This window comes from Chitinolyticbacter meiyuanensis, assembly GCF_008033135.1.
Taxonomy (GTDB): domain Bacteria; phylum Pseudomonadota; class Gammaproteobacteria; order Burkholderiales; family Chitinibacteraceae; genus Chitinolyticbacter; species Chitinolyticbacter meiyuanensis.
This window is the reverse complement of the sequence record NZ_CP041335.1, coordinates 2393935-2406692: the sequence shown is the minus strand read 5'-3', so window position 1 is coordinate 2406692 and position 12758 is coordinate 2393935. Positions and strand designations below refer to the sequence as shown.

The window sequence follows — 12758 nt, the reverse complement described above, 5'->3', positions numbered from 1 at the left end:
CGACAAGAAGGCTCGATCTACTCAGCGGGGTCCGGGTTTGAGTTGCTTGTGCGTGCATGCTCAATTGCTACGCATGCCGACGTTATTTGATGTGAGCTCCAGCTGCTCTTGAAACATCGCAGCAACAAGGTCGGATTGGGTAACCATTCCTACTACGCCGCCTGTTTCATCCAGCACCGGCATGTGGTGGAGCCCACCATTCGAGAATGGCTCGACCAGTGAAGTAATCGGGTCACTTGCCTTTGCGATAACGACATGGCCGGTCATGATTTGCCATACCTTGGTTGCCGTCAGGCTGATGCGGTCGTAGGCAGCAAACAAATCATGCAGCGTGACAATACCCACAAGTTGCTTTTCATTACCCAATACAGGCAGCGCAGAGACTTTATGCTCTCGTAGCTTGTCATATGCGATTTGAGTCGGATCATTGGCATTCACGAAGACCACGTCTTTCGCCATAAAGTCACGGCAGGTTAACTCGCCAAACCTGCGGCGATGCGCCTGCAGCTGCGCTTGCAATAGAATTTCTTGCAAATCCTCTTCGTTGATGTCGTATAGCTCTCCCTGTTTTTCGAGTGCCGCATGCAGATCTTCTCGTGTTATGCCTGATCGTTCGATCGGGGGAGGATCTGTTGTCTTGTGCGTGGCCGGCGGGTGCACTTTATGTGGGTAAGGCCGACGAACGATGTTGTTGTAGAAGATTGCAACGACGACCAAAAACAACGAATTCTGAAGCACGGGGTGCAGAACAAATGCGTAGCCCAATTGGTGAATGGGCTCGCCCCCCAAGACTGCCGTAAGTGCTACTGCGCCGCTTGGAGGGTGAATGCAGCGGAACTGGTGCATCGCTGCGATCGAGAAAGCGACTGCGCAGCCTGATGCCAAAATCGGGCTGGTAATCCACTGTGCGCAAGTGACCCCGATTAGGGCAGACAACAGATTACCCCCGATCAGCGACCAAGGCTGTGCCAACGGGCTTGCGGGAACTGCGAATAAAAGTACCGCCGACGCCCCCATTGGCGCGATAAACCAAGGCGTATTTGAGGCGGTCGTAAGCTGGCAAGCCCACGCTGTAACTAGCATGCCGATGCATGCGCCGACGCTCGCCAGGATCCGGTCCCGTCGACGCGTCAGCATGGGCTGGGGCCAGAAGTTACTCCACCAGGTGGGACGTTGAACCTCGGGTTGCATGCGGGCTCGGGTAGGGTGTTTGAGGCTCGAAAAAATATCATGTTGTGATGTTTATTCCAAGCACCGAGGACGGCTCGCCAGCTCGTAACAACCCTCGAAGCGCGGCCTCAGCGAGAGTTTTCGGGATCAAGAGAACGTTTTTTTAGCTCCTGCCGACCCTTGAAAAGCAAGAGCAGCAAAGCCGATCTTTGCTTGGAGTGCGATCATCTCGAGCAGGTCGGAAATCAGCCGTTTCCAATTCCCTTCGCCTGTTCTGGCGTACATGAGACTTGTATGGTGAGCGAGTTTTTCTTGGCAGCTCTTTCTTTCGGGCTCGCTGCTGGCCTGAAGCCTGGCCCGCTCGGCATCATCGTGATTCAGCAAACGCTGTCCAAAGGGCTGCCGGCCGGGGTGCGCGCCAGCTTGGCGCCACTGGCGACTGACGGGCCAATCATCGTAGCAGCACTGTGGCTGCTCACTCAGTTCAAGCAGATCGATCTGTTCACGGTGATGCTAGGGCTGGTCGGTGGTGCCTACCTGATCTGGCTGTCGACCAAGATGCTCCGCGTCGACAAGATCTCGCTCTCTAACAAGCTCAATGCGCAAGGTTCGCTTGCGACCGCCATCAAGGTGAACCTCTTGAACCCGGGGCCGTATCTGTTCTGGTTCACGGTGGGTGGAAGCTACATCATCCGCGGCAATGCTTGGGAGAGCACCGCGTTTGTCGTGACGGCCATCGGCACGTTGATTTTGTCCAAAATGTTCGTCGCTCTCTTGGCCGCGCAGTTTTTCTCTGCGCTGGAGGGGCGTGGATATCTGTTGGCGATGAAGTTGCTGGCGCTGGTTTTGGCCGGCTTTGGTGTGCTCACAATCGCCGACTCGCTCGCAATAGGTCTACGCTGACCAACACGTGATGCGCCGCGATATACTGGCCGTCTCAGGGGGCTGAGTAGCGGAGGCCCTATGCTCATCGTCAAAGCGATGCAATCCATGCTGAATGATGCGGCCCTGACCGAGGATATCAGGAGCGTGCTGAGCCAGCAGCTCAGTCGCAATGATTGGCGTCTGTCTGAAGACCCGCATGACCGTACCGAAAGCACAATCTGGTTTCGTAGCTGCCTTCAATTACTTGCATATAACAGGGCTGAGCGACTGTATGGTCTCGGCCGGTTGCAGGCAAAGCAGTTTGCCCCACGCCCCGAGTTCAGCCGGAATGGCAGCAACACACTGGTTGTCCCATTCCGTTTTCCACAGCGGACATATGGCATCCTGATTCGGCACGCAGCTCAGACTTGGGAACAGGTTTTCTACGAAATTTGCCGTGCTGTGATCCATCTGCTGGACCCCAACGCATTGGTTGATCAACCCAGGGTTTGCGTCATTGAAGAGGCCGTGGCGTTGAAGTTTGCGGAACGATGCTACGAGCAATATGTTTCGAAGATTCCCGGCTGCGAGACCTTGATCCTTCACGTTGAAGAAACGCGAGCTGCGTATCAAAACGCTCTTCGGATCGTTCGGAAAGTGCCGGATTCGGTGCTGAAAACAGTGCGCGAACGCGCCGGAGCATTTCACAAGGTAACCGACACGGCAGAATTGCGCCGAGCGCTATCGCTTCATCTTGCGGAAGAAGAAATCGCCGCGCTGCTTGCGCCGTTCCCCGAACAGCCACCAGCCTCGTAGGCGCGCGCTTGGGTGCTTAGCTGCAGCCATTCCTTTAGTCGCAGGTGTGAAAGGACGACATTTTCATTGCGCTCTTGCGCATTGGTGCCGCCCACACCTTCAAGGTAGAGCGGCATGTCGAAAGCACGATCGCCGAGTTGATGGATGAGCTCGGGCCAGTTGGCGTTGCCATCACCGGCATTGATAGCCACATCCGGCTGGTTGTTTACCTGCCGGCAATCTTTGACAAACACTGCGGCGAAGATATCTCGAGCTTCGACAAAACTCGAGACCGAATCGTCTTGCCCGTTGCTGTAATACAGCACGTTGCCGGGGTCGAACGCGAGCTGTAGTGATGGACTGGCGACCTGCCGTTGAAATGCAAGCATGTTGGCGGTGGTATCAAAAATGCCACCGTGGTGCTTGATGAGGATGACGATACCTGCTGCTTCCGCATGAGGCGCCACAGACATGAGCAACTGGCGATAGGCATTGTATTGGGCGGGGGCAGCGCAGCCCAAATCGAGCAGGTATCGTACGCCCAGACTTGCGGCCTGATCGATCAGATGAGGGTAGGCATCGGCTGCGGTTGCGGAAGTGGGTGGCTCGTCGGGCAACGCCAGCAACAGCGAAGCATGCAGGCCGGCGCCATTTAGCGCACTGCGGACGGCCATGAGTTGAGCTGCAGTCGTGGATGCACGCACCGGCACAGCGTGCTGCCCACTGGGCTGCAGTGTGGGAAACAGGCCGATATCGGTAAAGCCTGCCACGGCAATCGCATCACAGGAGCGGGGTAAATCCAAGTCGGCGTAGGGGCGTGTGGTGCAAGCGAGGCGCATGGTGTTGGTCTTGGCGGTGGGGTTCCCATTCTCACCAGAGCCGAAGCTAGATAAACGCAGGCGTTGTTCGCATTGTCGTAACCGGTGGTTTGCAAACCGAACAGCGGAGCTGTGCACAGCGCAAAATCGCCAATGGCCGGTCACCGTCGGCAGCCTTTAAGCGACATGCTGTGAGCCCGCTCGGAGGTGAACTGCCCAACCAACACGGCGTGGCCACGAACTATCGACTGCCGGGCTAGCCTAGATGTAGGTGCTTTCGCCGATCATGGCTTTGGCGAACTGCAGGGCGGCTTCTCTACCGGTTTCCCACTCAGCATATCTGCCAACTACGCCGTTGAAGAAATTGCTGTTGGATATGGGGAAGTTCGCGCCAATGATCCATGAACCGTCCTCCTGTTGTTCGCCTTTGAGGAAGATGGCCAAAGGGTAGTGCGGGAACTGCGGCGCAGGGTAGTGCTCCGTATACCGTTGAATGGGCTGCCGTTTGGTTTCGTCAAAGGTAGTCATCGCAATGTCCCGTATTGCACTTGGCTGAGTCGATTACCGTTTTATGCCGTGCTCATAATGGACCCAGCCTATACGTACTGCAATGTCTGCTGTGGTACGAGGCCCATTCCGGCTCGGCGGTGCTCGGTAGGCGGCGGACGTGGCGCACTATGCCGCAGCCCGTGCTATACCGGTAGAGCGCAATGCTTGAGCGCATACCCCCAAACGTTGCCCCCGCGCTACCGCGGGGGCTTTTTCATTGCCATGTGCGGCAGTAGAAGATGGCTACGGCTGCGGGCAATCGCGTGAAGGAGGTGCCTATGTCCCACCGCAATATGCGAGGCGAGGTCACGCCGGTCATTGGCTTGTTGCTGCTGTTGTTGCTCGTGGTGTTTATCTACGCCACTGTCTTCTGGGGTGCCTAACGCGCAACGTTATTCGCGAAGACGAACATAGAGGTGCACGTTGGCGGTATCGGCGCCTTGCGGCGGCTGCATGATTTCCAGAAAGGGCTGACCCTTCACTAGCTCACCGAGCTTCTTGAAACCGTAGTTGCGCGGGTCAAATGATGGACTGAGCTTCAGCAGCATGTTGCCTACGGCTGCAAGCCTTGCCCAGCCATTGTCCCGGTCTGCCGCTTCGACAGCAGCGCGCAACATGCTCTCCAGCGACGATTGCGCTTCCTTGGTGCTGGCGATCGGGGCCGTTTCTGCCTTCAGGATTTCCGTGTAGATGAACTTGTCGCATGTTGCGACAAACGGGGCCGGCGTGTGCTTCTCTCCGAACCCATAGACCAACAGGCCGGCTTCGCGAATCCGTGTGGCCAGGCGTGTGAAGTCGCTATCTGAGGACACCAGGCAAAAGCCCTCAAGGTTGCCGGCATGAAGCAGATCCATCGCATCGATGATCATCGAGGAATCCGTAGCGTTTTTTCCGGTGGTGTACCGGAACTGCTGGATTGGCTGGATGGCCATCTTGTGGAGCGTGTCTTTCCAACTCTTGAGGTTGGGCGTGGTCCAGTCGCCATAGGCGCGCTTCACGCTGGCCACGCCGTAATGGGACACCTCGGCGAACAACTCGGTCACAGCGGAAGCCTGTGCATTGTCGGCATCAATGATCAAGTATGGATAGCGGGCCAACCGGGTAACGATATGCGCAATGTCTCCCGCTATTGCCGCGTCGTGTCGTCGTGAACACGGTATGCATAGGTGGTAGCTTCAAAAGCAGTCGATATAGCGGTTTCGTACCCAGCAAAGCTCGCTAAGTGCACAGCCTAGGCCATAACACGTGATAATCCTTCATTATCACGTGTGATATATATGCCGATTGTCGATATAAGTTTGCCAATATTTTTGTGTATGTACATGATACATACCACGTATGAAATTCGAGTGAGGCAGTCATGGCGCGAAGCGGAATCCACAAAAGCGAGGTGCAACGGGCGAGGGAGCGCCTGGTATCGCAAGGACGAAACCCTTCGATCGATGCGGTACGCGCCGAGCTCGGCAATACCGGGTCGCGTACCACGATTCAGCGTTATTTACGCGAGCTGGAAGAAGAGGACGGCGGCGGCACAGGCAAATCCGTCGCGGTAAGCGAAGCAATCCAAGAGCTGGCAAGTCGCCTCGGCGCGCGCTTGCATGAAGAGGCGGAAGCACGGTGGGTTGAACAGCGCCAGCAGCTCGAAGCAAAACTGCACGAGAAAGAGGGCGCAATTACGCAGCTGCGCCAAGAAAACACGGGTCTAAGTGATCAGCTACAACGAACCGAACTGGCGCTGCGAGAAGAAACCGCCCGCAGAGCGGCTGTCGAACAAGAGCTCGCCGGCACCCACGTCGAGAAACAACGCCTCTCACAAGAGGTCTCGAACCTAACGAGCCACCTTGAGGACAGCAGAACTCACCAACGCTCCCTTGATGAGAAGCATCAGCATGCCAGAGAGGCTCTGGAGCACTATCGGCAGTCGAACAAGGAGCAACGGGAGCAGGAGCTACGTCGACATGAGCACCAGATTCAGCAGTTGCAGGTCGAGATCCGAACGTTGAATCAATCGCTGGTAATCAAGCAAGATGAGCTCACGCGGAGTCTTCAAGAGTTGGCGCGGACGACAACTGAATTACCCGCGGCACGTAAAGCAGCCCGGCAGGCAGAAGAGGCGCTTGGCAAGCTGGAAAAGGCCTACGCCACAAGCACGCAGCGAATATCGAGCCTCGAAACTGCCAATGAGAACCTGGTCGCCCATCTAGAGCAGCAGCGCTTAGCCACGGAGGCAGTGGAACAGCGGCTGGTCGAGAGCGCTGATCTTCTGCGGGTCCGCGACGCAGAAGGCATACGGCTGCAAGCAACGGTCGACATCCAAGCAAAATTGCTCGCGTCTCTGGCTGCGGTAGGCCCTCAAGGGTAGATGACGAGCACCAGGAAGGGGCAAGAAAAACCCCGTCAAAAATGCAAAAACAATTCATACAAATCAATAATTTAAGTCATAAACGGCTGTTTTTTTCACGTTTCCCTGCCATCCCTCATCATCGCGGCCGCGGAGCTGGCCCGCGAGAAGGACGAGAAGAAGCGGGAGTTCTGGCAGGGTTTTTGGAACCAGCGGTTTGGGAAGTTGGCCGTGTGCCTGGCGCTGGTGGGGATGTTGCTTGGGGCGGCCAACCCAAGCTTACAAGGCGCAAGTGACGCTGCGGCAGCGTTGTTACTCTGGATATCACTTTACATAATATACATTATTACATGTCATGTAGCAGTTAAAGCAAATCTCTGTGCCAGATCAATTTCTTTCTCATAGCGCTGGCGTATCTTGAGCATGCGGTCGTCGGAAGGAAGCGACGAAAGCGCGGCACGGAGCTGGCGCAGGCGCTATCAGGACAACATGCCATCCGGATGCCAATCAACGTACAAGCTAGGAGAACACCGATGACTGTCACCACCGTGCAGGAACTGGACGCACTGGTCGCTCGGGTCAAGAAGGCGCAGCAGTTGTTTGCAACGTATTCCCAACAGCAGGTCGATGAGATTTTCCGGGCTGCTGCTCTGGCCGCTGCCGATGCGCGGATTCCGCTGGCCAAGATGGCTGCAAGCGAAACTGGCATGGGCGTGGTCGAGGACAAGGTGATCAAGAACCACTTTGCCTCCGAGTACATTTACAACAAGTACAAGGACGACAAGACCTGTGGTGTCGTCTCCACCGACGACAACTTCGGCACCATCACCATTGCCGAGCCGATCGGCATCATCTGCGGCATCGTGCCGACCACCAATCCGACGTCCACCGCGATCTTCAAGGCGCTGATCTCGTTGAAGACGCGTAATGCGATCATCTTCAGCCCACACCCGCGTGCCAAGCAGTCGACCAATGAAGCGGCGCGGCTGGTGTTGGAAGCGGCGGTCAAGGCTGGTGCCCCCAAGGACATCATCGGCTGGATCGACAAGCCGTCGGTCGAGCTGTCCAATCACCTGATGCGTCACCCGGATGTGAACCTGATCCTGGCCACGGGTGGCCCAGGCATGGTGCGTGCGGCGTATTCCAGTGGCAAACCGGCCATTGGCGTCGGCGCCGGTAATACCCCCGTGGTGATCGACGAAACCGCCGACATCAAGCGTGCGGTGGCCTCCATCCTGATGTCCAAGACTTTCGATAACGGCGTGGTCTGCGCCTCCGAGCAGGCTGTGATCGTGGTCGATACGATCTACGACAAGGTGCGCGAGCGCTTCATCCAGAACGGCGGCCATATCCTGACCAAGAAGGATGCCGAGGCAGTGCGCAAGGTGATCTTGGTGAACGGTGGGCTCAATGCCGATATTGTCGGCCAGAGCGCACTGAAAATCGCCGAGATGGCTGGCATCAAGGTGCCGCCGTATACCAAAGTGCTGATCGGCGAGGTGATCTCGGTCGGGGAGGAGGAAGCGTTTGCCCACGAAAAGCTTTCGCCCACGCTGGGCATGTATCGCGCCAAGGATTTCTACGACGCCGTGACCAAGGCCGAGGCGCTGGTGGCACTGGGCGGCATCGGCCACACCTCCTCGCTCTATACCGATCAGGATCTGCAGCCTGAGCGCATCAAGTACTTCGGCGACAAGATGAAGACCGCGCGCATCCTGATCAACACGCCCTCCTCCCAAGGCGGCATTGGCGACCTCTACAACTTTGCGCTGGCCCCGTCGCTGACGCTCGGTTGCGGTTCCTGGGGCGGCAACTCGATTTCCGAGAACGTCGGCCCGCAGCACTTGATCAACAAGAAAACCGTCGCCAAGAGGGCCGAGAACATGTTGTGGCACAAACTGCCCAAGAGCATCTATTTCCGCCGCGGCAGTTTGCCATTTGCGCTGGAGGAACTCTCGGACAAGAAGCGCGCCGCCATCGTGACTGGCAGTTATCTATTCAACAACGGCTATTGCGACGAAACCATCCGTATCCTCAAGCAGATGGGGCTGGAAGTTGAAGTGTTTTATGAAGTGGAAGCCGACCCAACGCTGGAAGTGGTGCGCAAGGGCACGCATATGCTGAACACCTTCAAGCCGGACGTAATCATCGCGCTGGGTGGGGGCAGCCCGATGGATGCCGCCAAGATCATGTGGGTGATGTACGAGCACCCGGACGTGCATTTCGAGGATCTGGCGCTGCGCTTCATGGATATCCGCAAGCGGATCTACAAATTCCCCAAGCTCGGCATCAAGGCGCAGCTCGTTGCCATCCCGACCACCTCGGGTACCGGCTCGGAAGTGACGCCGTTTGCCGTGGTCACCGACGAAAAAACCGGCATGAAGTATCCGATCGCCGATTACGAGCTCACGCCGAACATGGCGATCGTCGATCCGAACCTGGTGATGCATATGCCCAAGAGCCTCACGGCCTATGGCGGCATCGACGCGGTCACCCACGCGCTGGAAGCCTATGTGTCGGTGATGGCGAACGAGTACTCTGATCCTCAGGCACTGCAGGCGCTCAAGCTGTTGGGGCAATACCTGCCCTCCTCCTACGCCAACGGCGCCAATGATCCGAAGGCACGCGAGATGGTGCACAACGCCGCCACCATTGCGGGGATTGCCTTTGCCAATGCCTTCCTTGGCGTGTGCCACAGCATGGCGCACAAGATCGGCGCCGAGTTCCACCTGGCGCACGGCTTGGCCAACGCTCTGCTGATTTCCAACGTGATCCGCTACAACGCGGCGGACATCCCGACCAAGCAGACCGCCTTTAGCCAGTACGACCGGCCGATCGCCAAGTGTCGTTACGCCGATATCGCCGAGCATCTGGGGCTCAAGGGCCGCAACGACGACGAGAAGGTGGAAAGCCTGGTGGCTTGGGTGGAGGGCCTGAAGACCGCGCTGGAAATCCCGCCATCGATCCAGGCTGCAGGTGTGCCGGAGAAGGAATTCCTCGCCAAGCTGGATGAAGTGGCCGAAGAAGCATTCGACGATCAGTGCACCGGCGCCAACCCGCGCTTCCCACTGATCAGCGAGATTAAGCAGTTGCTGCTGGATAGCTACTACGGCCGGCCTTACCTCGAAGCCTACGCCCGCGAACCGAAGTAGGCGTTGGCTACGCCAACAAACCCGGCTTCGGCCGGGTTTTGCCTTTCCTGCCCAGCGCGGAACAACGCAAAAGCACAGTCGGTCGACGCTTGTTTATAGGGAATAACGCATGGCCGAGCGGGATGATCTGGAGCAGCAAGCTTTTCAACATGCCCAGCATGGCATCAAGGCGGACTGTGATCACGATTGGCCGCGCAGTGTCGAGCACTGGCATGCTGCTGCCATGATCGCCGATGCAGGGCTGCGCAACGAGCCATTTCATCACTGGGTCATGGCGGGCTACGCGCAAGCGCTTTGCCAAATGGGCGAGTGGCAGCACGCCATTGGGCGCGCGCTGCCGGCGCATGCCTGGCATCTGGAACAGCAACAGCCGCTGACAGCATTGACATTGGCGCGCGCGCACCTGGAATTGGAAGGCATGGAGGCAGCTCTGCCCTACCTTCGCGATGCGTATCGCCTGGGCGGTGAGGATATCCTGTCGCGTCACTGGTTTGCCGCGAACCAGCTGGTGCGCATTCGCCAAGTGCTTGCGCTGTAAAGCATGGTGGCGGATTCCAAGCGATGAAGCGCTTCAGCCGGTGACCTGTTTGGTGCGGATGGCCAGCAGCGCCTGGTTGCGCAGCGTTTTCAGCAAATTGAGCTCGTCGTTGGCGATTTTCAGCGATCCCGCCTTGCTGCGATTGCCGTAGAAACAGCCGATGATGCGCTTCTCGAGCTTGAGCGGGAACACGATGAACGTCTTGCTCGATCCCAGCTGGCGATACCAATCCGGGATCCGGTCGCAGATGCTCTCGGCGTCGATGTCCTCGATCAGGATGTCAGCGTTGCGCTCCAGTGCAACCTGAAACACATCGTGCACGGGGCCGAGCGGAATGCGGAAATTCTGCACCAGTGCATTCACGTCCTCACCAAAGCCGAAGCGCCCCTGGATCATCGGTTGCTTGGCATCGCGGGTGCCGAATACCACCTGCTCGAAGCCGATGCCACGGTACATGGTCTCCAGGATCATGCGCAGCAGATCATTCAGTTTGAAATCACCGACCAGCGTGTTGGTGATGTCCTGTACTCCCGCTGAAAGCACGGCAGTGGTTTGCACCTTGCTGCCGCTTTCCAGCTCGGTTTCCAGCGTGGCGCGGTCGAGCGTGTCGTCCGGCTGGTTGTCATTGCTCGTGGCGGCCGGCTTGCTGGCACGGCGCAGTTGGCGGATGAATTCACTGCCGGTGTGGTCAACGCCAATCGCGCCCAAGTAGCCTACGAAGCTGTCCGCCGTTTCCTGCATCAACTCATTCAGGTCACGCTGGTTGAGGCCGAGTGCGATGCCATAGCGGTCAACCACTGCATTCTGGATGCGCGCCGCATCCTTGGCACTGGCGCCGATCACGCGCTGGATTTCAGCGCTGAGATTGGCGTATTGCCGCAGCCGCTCCAGATTGCTTTGCGGCTCGCGCTGTCGCCCTTCCGGCAGCAGGCGCATGCTGTTGATGATGCGCTCCGGAAAGCTCCAGTGCTGCGCCACGCCGATGCCCAGCTCGCTGTACGACAGCCCCAGCACGGCTGTCGCCGCCAGCTCCTCTTGTGTGCCGGTTTCGGTGCGCTTGGCGATCTCCACGCTTTCCTCGTGGAAGTAGTAGATGGTCAGCAGCTTGCCCAGGTGATGGAACATGCCGCAGATCAGTGCCTCTTCCGCGTCGCGCGCGCCGATGCGCTTGCCGATGGCGCGGCACAGCAGACCGGCGAAGAAGGCGCGCAGCACGCTATCGCGCAGGCTGCTGGCCTGCGCCTTGTTGTGCATGTGCTCGAACAGCAACAGCGTGATCGCCAGGTTGCGGATGGCGTCGAAGCCGAGAATCACGATGGCGCGCGAGATCGTGCTGATGGTGCCGCCGAACTGGCTGTAGGTGGCCGAATTGACGATGCGCAGCAGCTTGTTGGTGAGCGAGAAATCCTTGAGGATGACCTCGGACAGCACCTGTAGTCGCTCGCTGTCGTTCTCGTTGATCTTGTTGATCGCCGAAATCGCCTGCGACAGTGCCGGAAAATCGGCGGTATGCCGCATACGGCGCAGCAGGAATTCCAGCGTGCTCTGACCGCCGCCCTCCTCGCTTTCCCCGCCTTGTGTGCCTTGCCAGCCACGTAGCGCTTCCAGCATGGCCTCGGCGTCGGCGTACCGCTCCCGCGGCTCCTTGAACAGCGCGACCATCACCAGATGATCGAGTTTCTCGTCAATGCCTTCGCGCAGGCTGGATGGTGGCGTGAACGGCTCGTTGGCAATGCGGTAGAGGATGGAGAACGCCGATTCGCCTTCGGCCGCGGTCTTGCCGGTCAGCATCTGGTACAACGTCATACCGACGGCAAAGAGATCGGCCTGCGCGTCGGCCGGCATCTTTTTCAGCAGCTCCGGCGCCATGTAGCTCACGGTGCCGGAAAAATCCGCCGGGCTGCCTGCAGCCACGGCAATGCCGAAATCCATGATGCGCGCCCGGCCGGTAGTATCGACGATGATGTTGTGCGGCTTGATGTCGCGGTGGATCACGCCGGCCTGGTGCGCACAGGCGAGGCCCTCCAGCACGTTGCAGGCGATGGCGACGGCACGGGTTGGCTTCATCGGGCCATCGCGCTTGAGCAGCGCAGCCACCGTGTCGCCCTCCACATACTCGAACACCAGCCATTGCTGACCCTGCGCCTCGAAAGCATCATGCAGCGTCACGATATTGGCGTGCTGCAGCCGACTGGCCAACCTTGCCTCGTTGGCGTTGCCCTGACCTTTGCGTAATGCCTTGAGTGCCACCAGTCGATCGAGCTGGGTATCGCGCGCAAGCAATACCTTGCCCTGCGCGCCCTCGCCGAGCGTGCGCACGATTTCGAACCGATTCAGCAGTTTTTCCGCCATGACGCCTCCGTCAGTGCATCATAGCCCTAGCAACTGTCAGCGTATGGAAGCGCTTGCAGTTTGAAAGCAATAAAGTGACAAAAGGGGCAGCCATGCTGCCCCTTTTGGATACATCATCGTATGTCTGGCTGCCGCCTGCAGCGGGATTGCAGTCACAACCTCCCTGCATGGCCAATACT

The 12758-nt window shown here is 58.2% G+C and carries 10 protein-coding genes; 5 read left to right on the top strand and 5 right to left on the bottom strand.

Annotation, left to right across the window (positions count from 1 at the left end; translation table 11 throughout):
- Positions 1–60: 60 nt before the first annotated feature.
- Positions 61–1137 carry an HPP family protein gene (locus FLM21_RS11460; RefSeq protein ID WP_148715696.1) on the bottom strand — a complete coding sequence of 359 codons (1077 nt, stop codon included), beginning with the start codon at positions 1135–1137 and terminating at the stop codon, positions 61–63.
- 327 nt (positions 1138–1464) lie between these two features.
- Here FLM21_RS11460 and FLM21_RS11455 point away from each other — a divergent pair, with 327 nt between their 5' ends.
- Positions 1465–2073 carry a LysE family translocator gene (locus FLM21_RS11455; protein ID WP_148715695.1) on the top strand — a complete coding sequence of 203 codons (609 nt, stop codon included), beginning with the start codon at positions 1465–1467 and terminating at the stop codon, positions 2071–2073.
- A gap of 60 nt (positions 2074–2133) precedes the next feature.
- Positions 2134–2850 (top strand): hypothetical protein, encoded by a 717-nt coding sequence (locus tag FLM21_RS11450; RefSeq protein ID WP_148715694.1) that lies wholly within the window; start codon positions 2134–2136, stop codon positions 2848–2850.
- Here FLM21_RS11450 and FLM21_RS11445 read toward each other — a convergent pair.
- From FLM21_RS11445 to FLM21_RS11435, 3 genes are all read right to left on the bottom strand, one after another.
- Positions 2784–3668 (bottom strand): sugar phosphate isomerase/epimerase family protein, encoded by an 885-nt coding sequence (locus FLM21_RS11445; RefSeq protein ID WP_148715693.1) that lies wholly within the window; start codon positions 3666–3668, stop codon positions 2784–2786. The two genes, FLM21_RS11450 and FLM21_RS11445, sit on opposite strands and share 67 nt — an antisense overlap.
- A 240-nt stretch (positions 3669–3908) precedes the next feature.
- Positions 3909–4175 carry a hypothetical protein gene (locus FLM21_RS11440; protein ID WP_148715692.1) on the bottom strand — a complete coding sequence of 89 codons (267 nt, stop codon included), beginning with the start codon at positions 4173–4175 and terminating at the stop codon, positions 3909–3911.
- A 413-nt stretch (positions 4176–4588) separates the two neighbouring features.
- A complete protein-coding gene (locus FLM21_RS11435; RefSeq protein ID WP_246120709.1) occupies positions 4589–5275 on the bottom strand; it encodes an NYN domain-containing protein in 687 nt (228 codons plus the stop codon).
- Between the two features lie 281 nt (positions 5276–5556).
- On the opposite strand from FLM21_RS11435, the gene FLM21_RS11430 reads away from it, so the two are divergent.
- The 3 genes from FLM21_RS11430 to FLM21_RS11420 all read left to right on the top strand — a co-directional run bounded on the left by FLM21_RS11430 (position 5557) and on the right by FLM21_RS11420 (position 10227).
- On the top strand, positions 5557–6558 hold the full coding sequence (locus tag FLM21_RS11430; RefSeq protein ID WP_148715690.1) for a DNA-binding protein: 1002 nt from the start codon (positions 5557–5559) through the stop codon (positions 6556–6558).
- Between the two features lie 512 nt (positions 6559–7070).
- The gene (adhE, locus tag FLM21_RS11425; protein ID WP_148715689.1) at positions 7071–9689 is read left to right on the top strand and encodes a bifunctional acetaldehyde-CoA/alcohol dehydrogenase; all 2619 of its coding nucleotides are present in this window, start codon (positions 7071–7073) and stop codon (positions 9687–9689) included.
- 109 nt (positions 9690–9798) lie between these two features.
- Positions 9799–10227, top strand: coding sequence for a hypothetical protein (locus FLM21_RS11420; protein ID WP_148715688.1), 429 nt, complete (start codon positions 9799–9801; stop codon positions 10225–10227).
- A 33-nt stretch (positions 10228–10260) separates the two neighbouring features.
- Here the strand turns inward: FLM21_RS11420 and FLM21_RS11415 are convergent, their stop codons facing one another.
- Positions 10261–12579 (bottom strand): serine/threonine protein kinase, encoded by a 2319-nt coding sequence (locus FLM21_RS11415; RefSeq protein WP_148715687.1) that lies wholly within the window; start codon positions 12577–12579, stop codon positions 10261–10263.
- Positions 12580–12758: the final 179 nt, after the last annotated feature.